This window comes from Pectobacterium peruviense, from assembly GCF_003312355.2.
GTDB lineage: Bacteria > Pseudomonadota > Gammaproteobacteria > Enterobacterales > Enterobacteriaceae > Pectobacterium > Pectobacterium peruviense.
On record NZ_CP161826.1, the window covers coordinates 4,063,545 to 4,084,077 of the forward strand.

The window sequence follows — 20,533 nt, forward strand, 5'->3', positions numbered from 1 at the left end:
TATTGAAGATCATCGTTTATTGAAAACAAGTATTCTTAACAATCAACCCAATCTCGCATTGGGTTGATTTATTTAGAGCGTCGTTTTTTGATTAACAGAGCGGGTATACAGCACGCCAGCGATCAGACACAACGTATAGCCGAACAGTTCAGCCCCTTCCTCTGCAACGTTTTTCACGGTTCTGATATACCCATCATCCATCAGCGTTCCCCACAGCTGGGTCATACCAAACAGGCGAGAGAAGACCAGAACAGCCAGTAACCCACACACCATATAGCTGTAGCTAGCGTGCTGGAGAAAATGCGCCAGCCCAGCAAACGTATTATTTAGTGAAGACACCGCGTAGCCAATGCAGACCACCGCACACAGTGTGGCAAAATAGAACCAGCTGCCATGCGCAATATTATCCAAAAAGAAGTCCATTTCTCTAATCAACAAACAGAAAAAGAACCCAGCGATAAGCAGATAGCCACCTCGACGCGCACGCCATTTTATTCCGATGCGCAAGAACAGCAGCCCAGTCAATAATAAGAACGCCTCCTGAGAAAACTCAGTAATGGAAATCTCCTCCACTGCGTTATTCAGCACCACCACATCAATAAACAGCGCAAGTAACACCAGGCCCACAATCACCGCCAGCATCAAGGCAAATCCCAAACGGCGAACAACAACAGCAACATCTTTACTCATACTTCACGAATCCGTACGACGATAGTAATGCTGCTAAGGGTATCATTTAGGAAAGGATGATATTGGGCCGTTGGTGCGCCGTTGTAGCGATCTATATGGAAATGGCAGAATATGGCAGGCGATTGCGTCAATCACCTGCCTAAATGCAGGATTAAATCAGTGAAGCTTCTTTCAATTCACTTTTCAGGTAGGCGTAGTATATCGGAGCCGCAATCACACCGGACAAGCCAAATGCCGCTTCAAACACCAGCATTGCCAACAGAATTTCCCATGCATGCGCTTTGATCCTCGTTCCGACGATTTGTGCATTGAGGAAATACTCAAGCTTGTGAATCAGCATCAAATACACCAGCGCAACCAGCGCGATTGGCAGCGAAAGGGATAAACCAGACAGAAAGACGATGGAGTTAGAAATCAGGTTACCGATGACCGGTAGCAAACCAAAAACAAAGGTGAGCACCACCAGCGTTTTGGCAAACGGCAGATGAATACCGCACAGCGGCAAAGCGCCGAGAATAAAAATGGCGGACAGCGACGTGTTAACGGCAGAAATCTTCACCTGGGCGAAAACAATGTTGCGGAACGATGCCGACAGCAACGAAACCCGGCGCAGTAACTCCGCTTTTAGTAACGGTTTCTCCGTGTCCGGATCGACGTTATAAAGCGAGACAATCGCCCCAAGCACCATACCGATGAGCATCGTCACAAATCCATGCAGGAAACTTCTCCCCATGTTCTGCAACATCACAATATGCGCCTGAACCCATTGCAGAAACTCGTGTTGGAGTTCTTCAATACTGACTGGCAGATACCCCGGTAAGTAGTGGATAATCTGCTGCTGGATGTCATTGAGGATGTAGCCAATGCGTATATTGAACGCGGCAGTATCCTTCATTTCCTGCATCAACAATCCGACCAGGCTGCCAAACAATAGACTCAATAGGCTGACTACCAGCGTACTGATCACTGCGACCACAATCCAACGAGCGCGTTTACCACTGATGACCCGTTGAAAATAGGGAGTCAGCAAATTCACAATTTCATACACCAAAAAACCGGCAATAAAGCAGGTCAGCAGGCGTAAAGGCAGCAATATAAACAGGCCACCCATAATAAAGAAAAAGCTCAACAGGCGAGCTTGTTTCAGGTTCAGTAACTGCATGATGACATCCCGTATGAAGAGGCAACGCTGAGAATACCCTTTGTGGAGTATGCTACGCCTTTTTCGGTATCAACAGATTGATATATATGCCCCAGATTTGTGTTTAATCTGCGAGTGATAACCAACCAGCTAACAATTGGGGCATATTTTTGGTGTTTTATCGGCGAAATACCAGCAGTGTTTTAGCTTGGGCGGATATCCACCCACCATGAAAAACGTCTACTCACCTTCACTGGCAACGTCCGTGCGACGGCGTCAAGCAGGCGATCGGTTTCATTCAACGGAAAAACACCCGAAATCCGTAGATTTGTGACAGCAGAATCGACATGAAAATAGCCATTATGATAGCGGGAAATTTCATTGATGAGCTGCCCTAACGGCATGCTATCCGCGACCAATTGCCCCTTGCGCCAGCTCTGGCGGAAATTCTCAACGGGCGCAGGCTCACTGCACCTGTCTCGAGTAAAAGTAACCTGTTGCCCCGCCGTCACGCGCTGTGCAGCGGGTACTGCCGTTTGTAGCAAAACCTCTCCGCTAAAAACAGAGAGGACGCTGTGGGTAGAAGTGTAGCGGAGCGTCAATTGGCAAGAATGCGCAGCAGCAGCGAGATCGCCATGGGGTGTGGTCAACCGGGCTGCATGGGCAGTTTGGTTGTCCAGCATCAACTCACCTTTGATCAATTGAAACGTCAGCGGCTGAGACAAGGCGGGGTTGCCCTGCTGATTCAATGCTGAATCCGTATTCAACCAGACGGTCATCCCCGTTTCGATGCTGAGCTCGCGCGTTTCTCCCGTTCCCGTGCGGTAATCGGCTGCATAGCTTTCCCACGGCAGACTAAAACCCATACCTCCGGTCACGCTGGCGATAACCAACAATTTGAGCATACGTCGGCGTTCTTCACCCCGCTTGCTCAGTACCGAGGAAGCTAATTGGCTGTCTACCGCATGGAAACGGGCATGAATCTGTTCAACCTGCTGCCAGGCAAGCCGATGGGTTTCATCTTCATGTAACCATCGCTGCCATGTCTGACGATCGTGTTCGGAACAGTCTTCGTCATACAGCGTCGCATACCACTCAGCGGCAGCATAAAGAACATCTTTCGGAATAGAAGAAGTAATAGAGGAAATCATAAGTCCTGACACAATAGACAATTCAGCATTGCCTGTGCCATATATTTTTTTACCATCCGCTCGGAAACGGCTAATTGTTCAGCAACCTGCCAATAGGTCAAGCCGTCAAGATGCACCAGCAAGAATGCCTGACGCACCTTAACTGGCAATGTAGACAGCATCTGGTCGATGGCTAGCAGCGCATCAACCACCATCGCCTGCTGCTCAAGCGAAGGGGAAAAGTTAAATTCTTGCTCAGCCAGCACCTGAAGGTAGGCATTCTCGATGTCTCTACGTCGCCAGTGGTTAACCACCAGCCCGCGGGCCACGGTCGTCAGCCAGGCACGCGGTTCACGAATGTGATCGGCCTGATGTTGGCAGATCAAACGTAAAAACGTGTCTTGCGCCAGATCCGCAGCCTGCTGTGAACATCCTAAACGTCGACGTAACCATCCCTGTAACCAGGCATGGTGGTCATGATAAATCTGCTGAACGCTTAAGGTTTCAGGCTGATTAGGGCAGGTAACGGCGGGACTCTTCACGGTGGTCGCTCAATGTGACAGCAATGAAATGATTTTCATTATCATTAAAAGCAAAGTCAACGACTATCGTGCCGATTACAGTAAAAAGGAGGGATTACATGGCGAGCGGTACAAAAAAGAAAGAAGCCCGAAGGCTTCTTTCAGCGATATTCAAAACGGGAGATTACCAACGATAGCTGACATTCGCGCTAACGTTACGGCCTTCGCCGTAGTAGCACCAGTAGTTACAGGCGCTGACATACTCACGGTTTGTCAGGTTGGTGGCATTAACCTGCAACCGCCAGTCTTTGCTGAAATCATAGGCAATCATCGCATCCCACAGCGTATAAGCCGGAACCTTCATATCCGCCGTATTGGCTATGTCGCCGTAAGAACTGCCAACATATCGCACGCCACTACCGATACTTAACCCTTCCAGTTTGCCGTTAAAGGCATAGGTTGCCCAGCCAGACACGATTTGCTCAGGCAGTCCCGGAAGACGTTTGCCTACTTCGCCAACGGAACCGGATTTAGTCGTCTCCACTTCGTTGTAAGTATAGTTTGCCGTCAGCGTCAGACCGGTATAGACCTCACCGCTCAATTCCAATTCGAGGCCGCGTGAACGAGCTTCACCCGCCTGAATAGTCAGACTCGGGTTTTTAGGATCCGTCGTTTTAACGTTTTTCTGTTCCAGATTAAACAAGGCAGCAGACGCATAACCGTTAAAGCCTTCCGGCGTATATTTCACGCCAATTTCCGTCTGTTGGCCTTCTTCTGGCACATAAGGACGTTCGTAACCATCGCGGCCCGACACCGGCAGGAACGATTCCGAGTAGCTGATGTAAGGGGAAATTCCGTTATCAAACAGATACATTACCCCAGCAGTCTTGGTGAATTTGGTATCGTCTGTTCGGGTATCCGCGCCTGATGACAAATTACGGTCGCGAGACTTCGCCACATCGTAACGTCCACCCAGTAAGAAGATCAGACGCTCGTCATATTTGATCTGATTCTGAACGTAGTAACCGGTCTGATGGCGTCCAGAGCGGTGATCGAACAACTGGCTGTCCGGTGACGTGTAGTTACCGTAAACCGGATTAAAGATATCGATAGGGGCGCCAAAGGAGTACAGATTACCATCGCGGCTTTGCGCATTGGCGCGGCGATAGTCAAACCCGAGCAACAGAGTGTTTTCAATATCTTCCCACTGCCATTCCCCCACTAAGCGGTTATCCGTGGCCCAGTTTTGCGCAAAGCCGTCGCGGTAGGTCAACCCACGATTAGCATGACGCGCATCAGCCATACTCAGCGCATAAGCATTACGCAGATCCAAATTAAGGTAGGCGTAGTTCAGGTTCTGGTGGAACGTCCAGGTGTCATTCAGATGATGCGTGAACTCATAACCCAGAGTGAACTGCCGGGTATCATGGCGGTTCATTCCCGGTTCACCCAGCGATGTTTTATAGCCAACTTTGCCAAACGGCGTGCCATGTAATGTACCGTACGGCAGCTTAAAGCCGTTGGTCGTGTCCGAGTTAGTATCCATATAGCTGGCTAATACGGTCAGTTCCGTGTCTTCTCCGAGGAACGTGACGCTCGGAGCCAGGTAAAGTCGCTTACTCTTCGAGAAATCCATCTCACCCGAGGTATCGCGAGCCAGCGCGACAACGCGATACAGCACCGAGCCATCATCATTTAACGGACCCGCACTGTCGACGGCCAGATGGCGATAGTCGTTAGAACCGTATTCCAGCTCCACTTTTCCCTGCGGCAGACGCGTCGGTCGTTTGGTGATGACATTAACCAGGCCGCCCGGCGGGTTTTGTCCGTACAGGACAGAGGCTGGGCCTTTCAGCACTTCGATACGCTCGACGCCGAACGGTTCAATCTGCTGACCATAGAATCCATCTTCATTCAGCGTAGCCAGACCATTTTGGAACCGAGATTGATCGCTAAATCCACGAATAGTCACCCATTCAGCCTTGTTATCCGGCCCATATGGCGTCGCCAGAATACCGCTGCTGTAGCGCAGCGCCTGATCGATTTTTTGCGCCCCGCGCTCTTCGATCTGTTTCTCTGTCACAACGGCAACCGCACGCGGCGTCTCTGAAATGGGTACATCCAACTTCATCGCAGTATTCGGTGGAGCAGTAACGACAATTCGATCGTTTTTAGCGCCAACAGGTGCAGAAACGGGTACTGGCTCACCCGCCGCGCGCGGCACTAGCGTCACACTGCCATCAGCACTGTACTGTGCACTGAGGCCGCTATTGCTGAGAATCTGCTGGAAACCCTGCTCAACGCTGTAGTTCCCCTGTAACCCCGCACCGCGTTTACCCGCCACTAATGCTGGATCGTAAGAAAGTAATACGCCAGCCTGTTGGGCAAATTGATTAAGCACCTGATTGAGCGGGCCGGACGACACCGCGTATTGTTGAACGGATACCGCAGATGCAGCATAGACCGCCGCCATTGGCAGCACTGAAGCAAACGATGCCCCAAGTACCCCGGCACGTAAAATACGAGCCAACAGGTGGGTACGGAATGTAACCATTATTTATCCCCTATCGCATAAGAAACGCTTGTTTTCAGAAGCTATGCCAATTGAGAGAGTAAAAAGGGGAACTAAAAATCGAAAAATAATTAAAGTAAGCGTTATGAATCAGAAATATTACGGAAATTGCGTTGCCGATATTGGTAACCCCATGTGCAGAAATACCATTAACTATAAAAAACCAACGTCGAATTTTATCAAAAAGTGCTATATGTCGATAAGCGCTGTATCGGCTCGACCTCATCAATAATTAGACGAGAGTCTATTTATTCATTTGTCATCCATCATGATTCAACGCACTAAAAATAAAGAAAATTTTCAGAGCTTATTATCAATGATTAATAAACCATGTTGCCTAAAGGAATAATCCAAAAAAAGGCAGAAGGAAAAGGGAATAGGCAAGGAGAAAGGCGGGATGATATCGAAACGTTTCGCTGTTTATTTTAAAGAAGCATACTATATGCAATAAAATAGTTAACTCTCTATTTTTCTTAACTTTTCACATCATGGTGGTTAATAAAAACGTTTTTTATTCTCCATGCACGAAAAATTGGTGCTGCTTTATCGTTCTACTGGCCGCCAGTGGGTAATCAGAGAATAACCAACGCAATCGATTGCTGTTGATAAAACGATGCTAAATTAGCAATAACAACGTTATCAATAACAACAATTTGTCTTTTGTCGTTATTTTCCACTGGAAAGTATACATATCTACTCTTCCGGCCAGATAATCTACAATGACTCAAGCTTATGAAGCCAAGTTTGTCGAAGGCTCAACCGCATCCTGATTCAGGATCAGCAGAGAAAGCACTCGATTCTCAACGTTCAGCTTAGAAAAAGACAGCGTACTTAACTGCTTTTTAGTAAAGCCATCAGACAGCAGATCCGAGACCACGCGTGTACTCAACACGTTGGAATTGGTCATAAAGTCGTGATAGGCAAACTTCACGTTAATAGGGAGTACATCATCAATTGAGACGGGCGTATTCATTTCAGCACGCAATCCAAAATGGGCGTTGAAGGCAGAATTCGCGCAGACGACCTTACATTTTTCGTCAATCACCGCCACAGCACGCCGATCATTCTGAACTGGTTGAGAAAGCATGCCTAAAATCTCATTCCGGCCAAATATCAGACTCATTGTTTCCTCTGCATCATGCTATGTAAAAAGATATCTCACAGCGTGCCATGACGTCACGGCACACCATTGATAAGCAATCAACCTACCGGAATTTAAAAGGTTTCCGGACTAATAGTGTTCTTCCCAACCCCAGAAAATCACCTAATGAAAATAGTGAATTTCGCTAACCGGAACCGTTTATCGGTTCTCTGGTTACCGGGGCTCAAACATCTGCCGCCTTACTCAGCGTCAGTGATGTTGGGTATATCTATGTTATTTATTTTTGGAAACCGGATATTTCTGAATAAGACACAAAAAATAACACTTCACTTTTCTTTTTGTTAGCGGCTAGCACACAGCATCTTTACCCATTTTAAGAATGGCCCACATCTGTGCTGTGGAACCCACCTAGAGTGTAGATTATTCACACTTATCTGCTCGTTGATAATCAGATAAATCTATTTCATTAATAGCCTACATATAATTAACAACTAGAACAAAATTTCAACACACAGACCACTACTGAACGCGCTAAATAGCTGGCTCACGTAGGAATATACTCTGAACAGGTTTTTTACTATCGGCTGAATAAGCGGGATCTTTATGCCTTTTGATCGTAAAGGGCGATCAAAAACTTGATAACAATAGATATAATCTATTGAAAACAATGAATTGATCGTTAATGACATTATAACAGCCTACATAATTCTGCTGACTTTCATATTGTGACATACATCACTTATCGCATTTTGGCTATCACGAAAAAACTGCCTACTTTCTGAACCAAAAGACTATCTTTTAAGTAACGCTTCATTGCTTTTCCTGCATTGCGTGATCAATCGCGCAAAAAAGAAACAAAGATAACAGGTTAACTACAATTAACCATTATTTGACATAGCATTAACATGTTTAAGGAGAAGCGCTATGACACAACATAATAAACACGCCATTCCCGCCGCTATTGCGGAAAATGCACTGATAAATGCCCAGCAATACGAAAATATGTATCGGCTGTCCGTTGACGATCCCGCCGCCTTTTGGGGTGAACAGGGAAAGATCGTCGATTGGATAAAACCCTATGAAACGATCAAGAACACCTCATTCGACCCTGGCCATATCCGTATTCGTTGGTTTGAAGACGGTACATTAAATGTGGCAGCAAATTGTCTGGATCGCCATCTGGCCGAGCGTGGCGATCAAACCGCCATCATCTGGGAAGGGGATGACGCAACCGAAAGTAAAAAAGTCACCTATCGTGAGTTGCATCAGTCCGTGTGCCGCTTCGCCAATGTGTTGAAGTCACAGGGCGTCAAAAAAGGTGATGTCGTTGCTATTTATATGCCGATGGTGCCGGAAGCCGCTGTCGCAATGCTGGCCTGTGCCAGAATCGGCGCTATCCACTCGGTGATCTTCGGGGGCTTCTCTCCTGAAGCCATTTCTGGGCGCATCATCGATTCCAGCGCCAAGCTGGTCATCACCGCCGATGAAGGCATACGCGCCGGGCGTGTGATTCCGCTGAAAAAGAACATTGATGAAGCATTAAAGAACCCGAACGTCACCACCATTTCCAGCGTTATCGTTTTCCGCCGTACAGGTAAAATCAATGAATGGCAGGACGGGCGCGATCTGTGGTGGCACGAACTGGTTGAAAAAGCAGACGATCACTGTCCACCAGAAGAGATGAATGCGGAAGACCCACTGTTTATCCTTTATACATCGGGTTCGACCGGTAAGCCCAAGGGCGTTCTGCATACCACCGGCGGCTATCTGGTTTATGCCGCACTGACCTTCAAGTATGTCTTCGACTACCATCCCGGCGACATCTACTGGTGTACAGCAGACGTTGGCTGGGTTACGGGGCATAGCTACCTGCTTTATGGTCCGCTGGCATGCGGCGCGATTACGCTGATGTTCGAAGGCGTACCAACCTGGCCGGACGCTAGACGTATGGCGCAAGTGGTCGATAAGCATAAGGTCAACATTCTCTATACCGCTCCTACTGCGATCCGCGCATTGATGGCTGAAGGTGACAAGGCGATCGAAGGCACATCGCGCGAATCGCTCAGGATCATGGGTTCCGTTGGCGAACCGATCAACCCGGAAGCCTGGGAATGGTATTTCAACAAAATCGGCAATGGTAAATGCCCTATCGTCGATACCTGGTGGCAAACAGAAACGGGCGGTTTCATGATCACCCCGATCCCCGGCGCAATCGAAGCGAAAGCCGGTTCCGCGACGCGCCCATTCTTTGGTGTACAACCTGCATTAGTCGACAATCTTGGCAATCCACAGGAAGGCACCAGCGAAGGCAATCTGGTGATTGTGGATTCTTGGCCAGGCCAAGCAAGAACGCTGTTTGGCGATCACGATCGCTTTGAGCAAACCTACTTTTCCACCTTCAAAGGCATGTATTTCAGCGGCGACGGCGCGCGCCGTGACGAGGATGGTTATTACTGGATCACCGGTCGTGTTGACGACGTGCTGAACGTTTCCGGGCACCGTCTGGGGACGGCAGAAATCGAGTCTGCGCTCGTCGCACATCCTAAGATTGCCGAAGCGGCCGTGGTGGGTATCCCACACCATATGAAAGGGCAGGCCATTTACGCCTATATCACACTAAATCACGGCGAAGAGCCGTCCAGCGAGCTGTATACGGAAGTGCGCAATTGGGTGCGTAAGGAAATCGGCCCCATTGCCACACCGGACATCCTGCACTGGACTGACTCCTTACCGAAAACGCGATCCGGCAAAATCATGCGTCGTATTTTGCGTAAGATCGCCGCCGGTGACACCAGCAATCTGGGGGATACCTCAACGCTGGCCGATCCTGGCGTCGTCGAAAAACTGCTCGAAGAAAAGCAGGCCATGAGTACCGCCTCTCAATAACGACCTGACCCAAGCTTTCTCTATTCCCGTAAGCCATGACGTGGCTTGCGGGGATGTGGCTGGCGATAAATCAGGTAGCAACGTTGCGGCAATACTCAACCTAACAGATTACTGGAGACTTACGATGAATGATGCCATTTATCAACGGATTGAAAGTAACCCTCTATTCAGAGAACTGGTCAACAAGCGACAGCGTTTTGCCGCTTTCCTTTCGCTAATCATGCTGGTGCTTTATGTCGGTTTTATTCTACTGATCGCCTTTGCACCAGGCTGGCTGGGAACACCGATCGCTCCCGATTCGAGCATTACCCGTGGTATTCCGATTGGCGTGGGATTGATTGTGATTTCCTTCATTCTGACGGGCGTCTATGTGTATCGCGCTAACGGTGAATTTGATCGCCTGACCAAGCAGTTACTGGATGAGGTAAAGCAATGAAAATACGCTTTATGATGCTGTTCGGACTGTTGACGCTACCCGTGATTGCGTGGGCGGCAGATGCGCTCACGGGGGATGTCCAGCGCCAGCCCTTGAATATTCAGGCTATCGTGATGTTTCTGCTGTTCGTCGGCGGCACGCTGTATATCACTTACTGGGCGTCGAAGAAAACCCGCTCACGTAGCGACTATTATACGGCTGGCGGCAACATTACCGGTTTCCAGAACGGGCTGGCGATTGCGGGTGACTACATGTCAGCCGCCTCCTTCCTCGGTATTTCTGCGCTGGTCTATACCTCCGGTTACGACGGTCTGATTTACTCACTCGGCTTTCTAGTCGGCTGGCCGATTATTCTGTTTCTGATCGCGGAGCGACTACGCAACCTCGGGCGTTACACTTTTGCTGACGTCGCGTCATACCGTCTGAAACAAAACCCCATCCGCAGCCTCTCTGCTTGCGGCTCTCTGGTGGTCGTGGCGTTGTACCTCATCGCACAGATGGTGGGCGCAGGGAAACTCATCGAACTGCTGTTCGGCCTCAACTACCATGTAGCCGTGGTACTGGTCGGCATTCTGATGGTGATGTACGTGATGTTTGGCGGCATGCTCGCCACCACATGGGTACAAATTATCAAAGCCGTCCTGCTGCTATTCGGCGCCACCTTCATGGCGGTCATGGTAATGAAATCCGTCGGATTCAGCTTTGATGCGCTGTTCAAACAGGCGATGGCGGTTCACCCGAAAGGCGCAGCGATCATGAGCCCCGGCGGACTGGTTTCTGACCCGATATCCGCATTGTCTCTCGGATTGGGGCTAATGTTCGGTACGGCCGGTTTGCCACACATTCTGATGCGTTTTTTCACCGTCAGCGATGCCAAAGAGGCCAGAAAAAGCGTGTTCTACGCCACTGGGTTCATGGGCTATTTCTACGTCCTGACCTTCATCATCGGCTTCGGCGCTATTCTGCTGGTGAGTGCCAATCCGGCGTTTAAGGACGCGACGGGCGCACTCATCGGTGGGAATAACATGGCGGCAGTGCATCTGGCCGATGCGGTCGGCGGCAATTTCTTCCTCGGCTTTATCTCCGCCGTGGCCTTTGCCACCATTCTGGCCGTCGTCGCTGGGTTGACGCTGGCGGGCGCCTCTGCCGTATCCCACGACCTCTACTCTAACGTGATCAAGAAAGGGAAAGCGACAGAACGTGATGAGCTGAAAGTCTCGAAAATCACCGTATTGGTGCTGGGTGTCGTGGCTATTTCGCTCGGTATCCTGTTTGAGAACCAGAATATCGCCTTCATGGTTGGGTTGGCGTTCTCCATCGCTGCCAGCTGTAACTTCCCCATCATTATCATCTCCATGTACTGGTCGAAGCTGACGACACGCGGCGCCATGATTGGTGGTTGGGCGGGGCTGTTAACGGCCGTCATTCTGATGGTACTGGGGCCGACGATCTGGGTGAAAATCCTCGGTCACGCCACGCCGATTTATCCTTACGATTATCCAGCGCTATTCTCCATGCTGGTCGCGTTTATCGGTATCTGGTTCTTCTCCATCACCGATCGTTCCGAAACAGGACAGCAGGAACGTGCTCGCTTCCATGCGCAGTTTGTCCGCTCACAAACCGGCGTCGGTGCTTCAAAAGGCAGTTCTCACTAATCTCTGTCTCTCTCTGGCCCGCATTTCGCGGGCCAGCTCCTTTATGAAATCCTACGCTCTGAGTTGCTGAAACGGGGTTTACTCCTCGCTTAACGTCACCACGTCATACATCACACTACCGCCTTTTAATTGCAGCGTGATCGTGTTGTTGCCTTTTTTCAGGAAACCGGATGACACGGGGATACGCGCAACGTGATAGCGACCGCTCTGTAGCGCACCGCGATAGATGGCTTTATCGTTGTCGTAAGTTAGTGTCTCCAGCGTGGTGCCGTTTACCATTACCGCCAGTTGTGGCACGGTTGGCTCGCTCATGCCGCTGTTGCTGGCTGCCGCCAGTGCGATGTTAAGGAAATAGGTTTTCTTTTCAGGTTTTAGAGCAAAGCGGATATCCCATTTTCCCGGTTTGGTCTGCGCGTAATACCAGTCGCGCTGATAATCGCTGCGGCCAATATCGAACGTCAGATTTGCCGGAACCTCATGCTGCCAGCGGGTGTTACGTGCTTCGTTACCAAAGCGGAATTCGCTCGCCTGCCGATTGGCTTGCCCAATGGCCCAGACAACCGATTCGGCTTTAGGCAGCGTTATCATCGGCAGTACTTGCTTATCACCAGAAACGGACAGCGTTTGCTCCGCCAGTATCCCCGGCTGCGTACCGCTGTTAGCGTACACGGCCAGATGGTAATTACCCGGTCGGACATGAGGAATGGCAAAATTCCCCTGCGAGTCAGTCGTTGCCTGATACGAATAGCCGCGGGTTTGCACATCAAACGGTTCATCCAATGATGATGAAAGCACAACAGTGACTGACTGCTGGCTGGCAACGCGTCCGCTGACCTGAGTGCGATCGATAGGATAGCGGGAATCGTCCACCCATTTATACGGCCAACTGACCGTTTCCGTCAGCGCCTGACGCTGGGCATCCGCCAGCATCTGTTCGGTATCGCCCTGATTAATATATAGCAACCACGGGCCGTAGAATTTTTTCCAGCTCGGTGGTACCGCCATATCCGGCGTGCCAAAGTGCGACCCCGTCATATAGTTCAGAATGATCGCATCCTGATGCACCAGCAAATCCTGCTTAAGCGCATCACCGGAGAAATACTCCCGGTTGCCGTGAATCAACCATGCACCCACGCCATTGCCGAAAACACCCCAGAAAGGCGCGGTCCGCATATAACCAGCGAAGTCATATTTGGAATAGATACTGCCATCCGGCAGTCTCCAGGTTTCATCCTGCACCTTTGGCGAGGCTTCAAGCTGGCTATAGAGCAGCGGTTTACCCTGACGAACGCCGCTATAGAGATGGTCTAACCGTGCAGGGTCGAAGCGATAGACATTACGCAGCTCACTGACGTTAACATCCTGACGTCCGCTATTTTCGGCCACCACATAACTGTAAAGACCGCTAACGCCGCGACGCATAATCAAGTGGTATTCAAGCTTTAGCAATCCGCCTCGGTCATCGATATAGGCCACATGCGCCATCTCACGATCGTTACGTAGCACTTCCACTCGCTCGGGGGTGAAATCTTTGACGCCTTTAGCATGAGCATCGTTAATATAGTAATCGAGGTAAGCGCTACGCGTTTTACTCGGATCGCGCGCCGCACCAGACAGGTTGGTGACAATATTTTTGCCGCCCGTTACCATGCCCACCGCGCTGCCATCCTCCCCGAATGTGGCTTTCAGCAAGCCGTTATCCAGAACGGTATTCAAGCCCGAAACGGATAACGACACGGCATTATCCTGTGCACTATAGCTATAGGGTGCCAGCATGACACCCACCAACAACAAGACAGATCGCTTCACAGTCAGCCCTCTTGTGTTCAGTCGGTTAGACAAGAATTTTCATCACGGTGGTTCAGGCCACGGCAAATGTCAGATATTAGGGGAAACACGGTGATGAGGTTCCCGCAGGGACACCTCGCACCGTGGTAGCCCCGTGTATCTCGGTATGGCACCAAACCTTGTCGCTGAAATTAAAAATTTCTGCCATTTTAAATAGATGGGATAGAGATATCAGGAACAACATAATCGAGGAGATAAGCGCCCTCCTTCACGCTACTGCCAGCAAAAACAAGAATCTGGCACTAGCGGGAAGAAAGTCAGGATCGACATCGCAGAAATCAAAACCGATCAGAATGACAGTTCGCGGATCAGCACGGCAGATACCACTTTCCAACCGCGAATCAACAGGCTTTGCGCCTCGCCGTCCATGACGACTGTGCCGCGCAGCACTTGCGGCTGAGCACGATAATCGGCAGGCAGGCTGAGTAGTACGCGATAAACTGCCTGCTCAGGATGCAGCTTACGTTGTGAATCGCTCAACGTGGCAATATCGCCGCCGTAAACCGAAGCGAGTTCCGGCGCGGCATTCAGATCGCGGGTCGCCGTGCTGGCAATTTCCACAATCGTGAGCGGCAGCGACGAGCGGCTGACATCCTGTAAATAAAACGTGCCTTTTCCACCCGTGCTGAGCCGCTGCCAGTCTTTTTCCGACACAAATGCTTCCACCAGCCCGCCGGTTGGCTTGGTCACCACGGCTAGCCATTCGCCTTGCCCCAGCCACTCGCCCGTTTCCAGCGGCGTCGCCATGTCTGCCACCACGCCGTCTATCGGCGCACGTACCGTCAACTGTTCAGACTGACGCTGCAATACCTGCAATTTTTGCAGCGCGGCTTCGTGCTCCTGCTTCACCCGTTGGTGATCGCCAGCCGCTTCCTTGTTGAATACCTGAAAGGTACTTTGCCAGTTCAGCGTAGCGATTTGTCGCTCCAACTGCTGTTGTTCATGCGCCAGCGCATCAGACGACAGCGTAAATAGCGTCTGCCCAGCGTGTACAGGCTGACCAACCTGCACCTCAATGCGTTGAATCATCGCGGGTACGGGCATATACAGACTGCTTTGCTGTTCCGCCCGCAACAGTGCCGGAGCGTACACGCTGCGCTGCCAGGGAATCATTAGCAAGAGCAGAATCACGGCGCTCACGGACAGCGTCGTCGTCATATTACGGTTCATACGATAGTCCTTACGGCGTTTACTCCATTCACGCACTTCATTCACCACGGGCATCACCACGAAGTAGCCGATTTCAATCGCAAAAAGCAGCATCCCCAGCAGCTTGAACGCCATGTGGTAAACCAGAATCGCGATACCGGTAAACAGGAAAAAGCGATATATCCACACCGCAAAGGCATAGCCCACCAGCGTGCGTTGCAGCCAGCGCGGAAAGTGTTCCGGCGGCGCATCCCCTAGCCCGAACAGCCATTCGCGCATCTGCCAGCGGCCGATGGCAAAGCCTCTATTTTGTAGATTCGGCACCTGTAATCCGTCAGAAAGCAGGAAATAACCATCGAAGCGCATCAGCGGGCTGAGGTTAATCGCCAGCGTCATGATCCAGGTCGTCGTCGCCAACATGAACGCGGCGCTACGCAGCATGCCGTCCGGTAAAAAACTCCACGCCAGCGTTGCCCACGCCGCCAGCACCAGTTCGGTCATCATGCCCGCCGCGCCAATCGCCATCCGTTGTCGGCGGCGGGTGAGCTTCCATGAACCGGACGTATCGGTATACAGCACCGGCATCATCACCAGAAACGCGACGCCCATGGTAGCGACCCGCGCACCAAAGCGCTTGCAGGTGTAGGCATGGCCGAACTCATGCAGGATCTTGGTAAAGCAAAGCGTCAGCCCCGCTAACGCCGCCCCTTCCAGCGTGAAGAAGTGCAGAAACGTATGCTTGAACGTTTCCCACTGGCGTCCGGCGAGGAATAGCCCCAGCACAGCCACCAGCAGCGTCAGTTTGAGAAAAGTACGGCTGAAAAGCGGCGCGATCCACGGCAGCGTAGCGCCCAGAAAGCGATCGGGATGCCATAAGGGAATGCGGAAGAACAGATAATTCTTCAGCAGCTTGCGCCAAATCGAGACGCGCGACTGCTCCACCTGACGGGTAAACTGCGCCAGCGCTTCATCACCGGAAACACGCGTCAGGCTGTTAGCCTGCAAGAAACGGTTGAAGTACTGCACATCGCTGTCATCGAGTGTCAGCGCAGAAGTCTGATTAACCTCGGCCACGATCTGCTCGGCGTTCCCCATCGACCAGCGCGATAGCATCGCCATTTCTGCCCAGCCGATGCGAAAATAAAGACCGCGTAGCGGATCTTCCAGCGTCCAGCTTGGCGATCCATCACGGTTAGCGGGCCCAGCATGCAGGATCAGTTCATCGCGCAGCGGGCTAAGCCCGGCGGCTGGCGTTGCAGCTCCAGCCATCGTTAGACGCCCAGCCAGACGCGCAGGGACGCGAGCGGTTTACGCAGCAGATACACAAATAGCACCGTCCGTTTCCCATACAGCTTGGCGGTGCCTTTCAGGCCTACGCGAAGCTGTGGGTCATCCTGCGTAAAACGCGCCCGCAGTCGATAGGCCATCACATTATCCGGCGTCGGCGCTGCGCGATAGCCAATCTGCTCAAGCCGCGCTTCCTGTGCCGAATTTGGTGCGACATTGAGGAACAGGCGCACATCCGCACCATTCTCCAGCGCAATGGCATCAGCCGCAGGCAATTGGATCTCCAGTTCTACATCGTGTGGATCGGCGATCATCATGATGCGTTCTCCCACTGCTACCGAACGCCCAATCCAGTCACTGGCGTCATCAAGAATCGCCACGCCGTCACGCGGGGAAATCAGCTGCATACGTTCCTGCTGACGTTGCAGAAAATCCATGTCGCTCTGCGCCTGCTCGCGGCGGCTTTGTAGCACGGCCAGACTGGCCTTGCTGTTGGCATCGAACAGCGCCTGCTGCTGAGCCTGACGGTACTGGGCATCGGCAGTCGCAAAAGCCTGCCGCGCCGATTCCAGCCGGTTTTCCAGTTCGCGCACGTCCAGCCGCACCAGCGGCTGGTTAGCGCTGACGGTTTGATTAGGTCGAACCAGAATGTCATCCACCACGCCCGCGACAGGGGCGCGTACCATAACCGGACGATGTGCGACGATCTCCGCCGGAGCCAACACCGACTGGCGAACGGGGATCAATAAGATCAACACCAGCGCCCCCACAGCGCCGAGGATCAGGCGACGTCTGGCAGGCGGCGTTTTCGATGGGCGACGACGCACTTTGCACAGGCTAGACCACGCATGCGCGTAGGCGTCAGCCAGCTTTTCCAACAGCACGATTTCGGCAGGTAGCCATGCGCTATCGCGTGCTAACACCAGTACCAGCGGCGCATCCCCCTGCGGTAAACGCAGTGGCAGCCAGAGTAAAAACTCCGGCAGGTGTTCCTGCCATAGAACTTGATCGTCGGTAGGAAGTTCTCGGCATTGCAGCACCTGCGTTTGGCGCCCTTCCTCCTGCCACTGGCGACACAGGCGGCTAAATTCGGTACAAAACGGCGCATTGTGGTCGAGCGAGGCCAGCCCGGAAGCCGCCTGCAAACGTCGTTTGTCGCTATCCCACAGCAACGCCTGCCGATACTTCACCAGATTGTGCGTCTCATTGACGATGAAAAACGCCAGTTCATCCAGCGTTTCTCGCGCTCTGGCGCGGCTTTGCAACTGTAACAGCTCGGCCAACAGCGCCAGCCGGGTATCCTGTTCGGTTGATGCTACTGTCGTCGAATGCCGCTCGGTCATGGCGTTACGCTACTTGCGTCAGGCGGTGCAATCTGCGCGACGCCGCTCATACCCGGCAGTAATCCAGCGGTGGATTGCGTAATCCGACCAAAGGCTTTCACCGACTGACTGACCGGATCGATAGCCGACGAGAGGCGGCTGATTTCTGCCGGATAGCTCAGGCCAGTTTCATCCAGCGTAACCTGAAAAGCGCTACCCTGCTTTAACCACACTAGCCAACGCGACGGCACGATCATTTCCAACTCGAACGCGCTGTCATCATAAATCGCCAACAGCTCTTTCCCTTCCGCCACGGATTCCCAACGCTTAACCTTGGTTTCCGTTACACGACCGGAAAACGGGGCTTTAATCACACAGCGTTGCAGCATCGCCCGATTGACGCCGCTTTCCGCCTGCGCCATCGACACCGACGATCGCGCTTGATCGACATCCGACAGGCTGATCGAATTGAGCTTATCCAACCGATCGGCAATCGCCAGCTTCTTACGCGCGGCATTCTCTGCGGCGTTCGAGTAGTTCAGCTTTTCGCGCAGCACGGTGCAGTCAAACGTCACCAGCGTATCGCCCTGTTTGAAGTGTTCGCCCTCTTTCACTGCAATATCCGTCACTTTCCCGGCAATTTCGCTGGATAACACGGTATAACGCTGCGCACTGAGCTGCACGCGAATGTCTCCCGTGGTCGCAGCCTGCCCCCACAGGGGCAGACTTAACGCACTCACCAGCAACAGCGGACGCATCATGCCGACAGCCATTAACGCGAGCCTCCCGCCTGTAGAGATTGCAGGTTGTCCCACATATCCGTGTTCACCACGCGATAGGGTTTCCCTGCATTAGCCGATGGCGTCACGGCAACAGGCGTGATGGGCTTGGTTGCAGATGGAGCTATTACGGTAGAAGCCGTCGTGGTGGCAGGCGTAGCCGGTGTTGACAAGGACAAGCGCGGCACCGCAACCCCGCCTTTTTCAAGATTCCCCGTGGTGCGGGCAATCGAACTGCTTAACGCAGCCAGGCTGACATCGTTCACGTTATCCGGCAGCACATCCAGCCCAGCAGCCTGATACACCGCACCCAGCGCATTCTGCACATCGGCAAAGCTGCGGTCACGCGCGCGGGTCGTCAGAATGGTTTCCGTACTGACGCGCACCTGCTCCATCTGCGTCTCGGCACGATGCTGTACGCTGAGCGTGGTTTGGTTCAGGATGCCGCGCTGAATCCGCGCCAGTTCCTGATAACGACCGAACATCCGCGTGCTCTGCTGGTATTCTTGCCAGGCGACGTTCACCTGCGTCAGCACTGCCATACGCAACGCCTGACGACGGACTTCTGCCAGATCTTCATTCGCCTGTCCGGCACGTTTCACCGATGACCACGACAGCACGTTTAGCAGGTTGCCGCTGACCTGAACGCCCGCGTTCGCCCACTGATGATTGACCAGATAGCTGTTGCTGTCGCCGTTGATACCGGCAAACAACGACACGCCCGGCAGCAGACGCAACAGCGATTTCCGGGTTTCCAGTACGCTGTTGCGTGCCAGATAGTTCTCTTCACGCACTTCCGGACGTTTCACCATCGAGAAGTTTTCCAGATCGTCGAGCGAGTAAGCCATCTTCGGTGCAACCAGACTGCTTTCATTAGGCACGACAACATCATATTTGCTGGACGGCGGCAGGTTCATCAACGCCGCCAGACGGGATTTCGCCACTACCAGATCGCTATCGACAATTTCTAACTGGCGCACCATCTCCAGCATATTTTTCTGGAAACGCAGCGCCTCAACCGGTGCCAGCAGACGCTGCTGTTCGGTCTGACGCGCGTATTCCAACGCCTGACGTGCCTGCGTCAGCGAAGTAGTGACTTCCGGCTGCAAACGCTGCGCGGTAGCCGCTTCCCAATAGGCAGTCCGCACCTGACGGGTAATATCTGCCACGACGCGACGACGACGCTCTTCCGCCGCCAGCGATTTATTTGCCTGCACTTTGGCGTTGAAATAACTGATACCGAAGTCCAGCACATTCCAGCTCATCGTCAGATCGGCAGTACGCTGGGTCTGATCCTGACTGGTAGACGCTTCCAACGACTGTCGGCCAGTAGTGACCGACTGGCTGCTGGAACCTGCCACGTTATCGCGGGTTTGTAATCCGGCACGCGCAGTCAGTTTCGGCAACAACATGTCCAGATTTTGTACGCCCAACAGGTCATCTTCCATTGCCTGTTCCATCAGTGCGACCCGCTGTTGCAGGTTATATTTCAGCGCACGGGCAATCGCTTCATCCAGTGTGATCGTGCCGCGCACCGGTTCCTGATTGGCGAACATCTGTGTTCTGTCACTCAGCGCCTGTGCAACCTGCTGTTCAACCGTTACCGGTTCAGGTTTGACGGCACAGCCTGCCAACCCCAGACAGGCGAGGGTCACCGCGATCCGTAACGCCCGGGAACCTGCGGAGCGTGGTGTAGCCTCGCGTTGAACGTTCTGCTGCTGACTGTCGTGCTGCTGGCTATCCCAGAAATGCGCTATGTGCTGATTCACCCGGGTTCTCCCCATCTTCTATTTGTCTGTTCCCTTCATCTTGCAGGCTGTGGATTGATTACCACCTGCAAGCGCCCGGGTTAGTGGTTATACCCGTCATACTTCAAGCTGCTTGTGCGTTGGCTGCCCTTGCTCACCCCAGTCACTTACCTGAGTAAGCTCCTGGGGATTCGTGCAGTTGCCGCCTTCACGCAACTCGAATTATTTAGGGTATAAGTAAATAAAATCTCGTCTTAATATTCAGCC

General features: G+C 52.2%; 14 protein-coding genes. 3 read left to right on the forward strand and 11 right to left on the reverse strand.

The window, feature by feature from the left end; all coding sequences use genetic code 11:
• Positions 1–72 precede the first annotated feature (72 nt).
• From DUT67_RS18295 to DUT67_RS18320, 6 genes are all read right to left on the reverse strand, one after another.
• Positions 73–690 carry a hypothetical protein gene (locus DUT67_RS18295; RefSeq protein ID WP_113633009.1) on the reverse strand — a complete coding sequence of 206 codons (618 nt, stop codon included), beginning with the start codon at positions 688–690 and terminating at the stop codon, positions 73–75.
• A 151-nt stretch (positions 691–841) separates the two neighbouring features.
• A complete protein-coding gene (locus DUT67_RS18300) occupies positions 842–1,852 on the reverse strand; it encodes an AI-2E family transporter (protein WP_048258814.1) in 1,011 nt (336 codons plus the stop codon).
• Positions 1,853–2,034: 182 nt separating this feature from the next.
• Positions 2,035–2,982 carry a FecR domain-containing protein gene (locus tag DUT67_RS18305; RefSeq protein ID WP_113625452.1) on the reverse strand — a complete coding sequence of 316 codons (948 nt, stop codon included), beginning with the start codon at positions 2,980–2,982 and terminating at the stop codon, positions 2,035–2,037.
• The gene (locus tag DUT67_RS18310) at positions 2,979–3,503 is read right to left on the reverse strand and encodes a sigma-70 family RNA polymerase sigma factor (RefSeq protein WP_113633010.1); all 525 of its coding nucleotides are present in this window, start codon (positions 3,501–3,503) and stop codon (positions 2,979–2,981) included. The genes DUT67_RS18305 and DUT67_RS18310 overlap by 4 nt, the downstream gene beginning before the upstream one ends.
• A gap of 163 nt (positions 3,504–3,666) precedes the next feature.
• A complete protein-coding gene (locus DUT67_RS18315) occupies positions 3,667–6,036 on the reverse strand; it encodes a TonB-dependent siderophore receptor (RefSeq protein WP_113633011.1) in 2,370 nt (789 codons plus the stop codon).
• A gap of 748 nt (positions 6,037–6,784) precedes the next feature.
• Positions 6,785–7,177 carry a hypothetical protein gene (locus DUT67_RS18320; RefSeq protein ID WP_011092415.1) on the reverse strand — a complete coding sequence of 131 codons (393 nt, stop codon included), beginning with the start codon at positions 7,175–7,177 and terminating at the stop codon, positions 6,785–6,787.
• A 903-nt stretch (positions 7,178–8,080) separates the two neighbouring features.
• On the opposite strand from DUT67_RS18320, the gene acs reads away from it, so the two are divergent.
• The 3 genes from acs to actP all read left to right on the forward strand — a co-directional run bounded on the left by acs (position 8,081) and on the right by actP (position 12,133).
• On the forward strand, positions 8,081–10,042 hold the full coding sequence (acs, locus tag DUT67_RS18325) for an acetate--CoA ligase (RefSeq protein ID WP_048258799.1): 1,962 nt from the start codon (positions 8,081–8,083) through the stop codon (positions 10,040–10,042).
• 124 nt (positions 10,043–10,166) lie between these two features.
• Entirely contained in the window at positions 10,167–10,478 is a 312-nt protein-coding gene (locus DUT67_RS18330) for a DUF485 domain-containing protein (protein ID WP_048258798.1), read from the forward strand.
• Positions 10,475–12,133 (forward strand): cation/acetate symporter ActP, encoded by a 1,659-nt coding sequence (actP, locus tag DUT67_RS18335; protein WP_113633012.1) that lies wholly within the window; start codon positions 10,475–10,477, stop codon positions 12,131–12,133. Before DUT67_RS18330 ends, actP begins: the two co-directional genes overlap by 4 nt.
• Before the next feature lie 78 nt (positions 12,134–12,211).
• Here actP and DUT67_RS18340 read toward each other — a convergent pair whose 3' ends face one another.
• From DUT67_RS18340 to DUT67_RS18360, 5 genes are all read right to left on the reverse strand, one after another.
• Complete coding sequence (locus DUT67_RS18340) at positions 12,212–13,942, reverse strand: polysaccharide lyase family protein (RefSeq protein ID WP_189339553.1); 1,731 nt, start codon at positions 13,940–13,942, stop codon at positions 12,212–12,214.
• Between the two features lie 327 nt (positions 13,943–14,269).
• Positions 14,270–16,399 carry an HlyD family efflux transporter periplasmic adaptor subunit gene (locus tag DUT67_RS18345; protein WP_048258795.1) on the reverse strand — a complete coding sequence of 710 codons (2,130 nt, stop codon included), beginning with the start codon at positions 16,397–16,399 and terminating at the stop codon, positions 14,270–14,272.
• A 2-nt stretch (positions 16,400–16,401) separates the two neighbouring features.
• Positions 16,402–17,760, reverse strand: coding sequence for an efflux RND transporter periplasmic adaptor subunit (locus DUT67_RS18350; protein WP_113633013.1), 1,359 nt, complete (start codon positions 17,758–17,760; stop codon positions 16,402–16,404).
• Positions 17,757–18,512, reverse strand: coding sequence for an efflux RND transporter periplasmic adaptor subunit (locus tag DUT67_RS18355; protein WP_113633014.1), 756 nt, complete (start codon positions 18,510–18,512; stop codon positions 17,757–17,759). The genes DUT67_RS18350 and DUT67_RS18355 overlap by 4 nt, the downstream gene beginning before the upstream one ends.
• Positions 18,512–20,287, reverse strand: a complete 1,776-nt coding sequence (locus DUT67_RS18360) for a TolC family protein (RefSeq protein WP_113633015.1) — start codon at positions 20,285–20,287, stop codon at positions 18,512–18,514. Before DUT67_RS18360 ends, DUT67_RS18355 begins: the two co-directional genes overlap by 1 nt.
• Positions 20,288–20,533 lie beyond the last annotated feature (246 nt).

What these genes read in the sequence shown, in the direction of transcription:
- DUT67_RS18350 (WP_113633013.1), bottom strand. Translation starts at nt 17,760, where the DNA reads ATGACCGAGCGGCATTCGACGACAGTAGCATCAACCGAACAGGATACC.
- DUT67_RS18345 (WP_048258795.1), bottom strand. Translation starts at nt 16,399, where the DNA reads ATGGCTGGAGCTGCAACGCCAGCCGCCGGGCTTAGCCCGCTGCGCGAT.
- DUT67_RS18315 (WP_113633011.1), bottom strand. Translation starts at nt 6,036, where the DNA reads ATGGTTACATTCCGTACCCACCTGTTGGCTCGTATTTTACGTGCCGGG.
- DUT67_RS18330 (WP_048258798.1), top strand. Translation starts at nt 10,167, where the DNA reads ATGAATGATGCCATTTATCAACGGATTGAAAGTAACCCTCTATTCAGA.
- DUT67_RS18320 (WP_011092415.1), bottom strand. Translation starts at nt 7,177, where the DNA reads ATGAGTCTGATATTTGGCCGGAATGAGATTTTAGGCATGCTTTCTCAA.
- DUT67_RS18295 (WP_113633009.1), bottom strand. Translation starts at nt 690, where the DNA reads ATGAGTAAAGATGTTGCTGTTGTTGTTCGCCGTTTGGGATTTGCCTTG.
- DUT67_RS18305 (WP_113625452.1), bottom strand. Translation starts at nt 2,982, where the DNA reads ATGATTTCCTCTATTACTTCTTCTATTCCGAAAGATGTTCTTTATGCT.
- DUT67_RS18300 (WP_048258814.1), bottom strand. Translation starts at nt 1,852, where the DNA reads ATGCAGTTACTGAACCTGAAACAAGCTCGCCTGTTGAGCTTTTTCTTT.
- DUT67_RS18355 (WP_113633014.1), bottom strand. Translation starts at nt 18,512, where the DNA reads ATGGCTGTCGGCATGATGCGTCCGCTGTTGCTGGTGAGTGCGTTAAGT.
- acs (WP_048258799.1), top strand. Translation starts at nt 8,081, where the DNA reads ATGACACAACATAATAAACACGCCATTCCCGCCGCTATTGCGGAAAAT.
- actP (WP_113633012.1), top strand. Translation starts at nt 10,475, where the DNA reads ATGAAAATACGCTTTATGATGCTGTTCGGACTGTTGACGCTACCCGTG.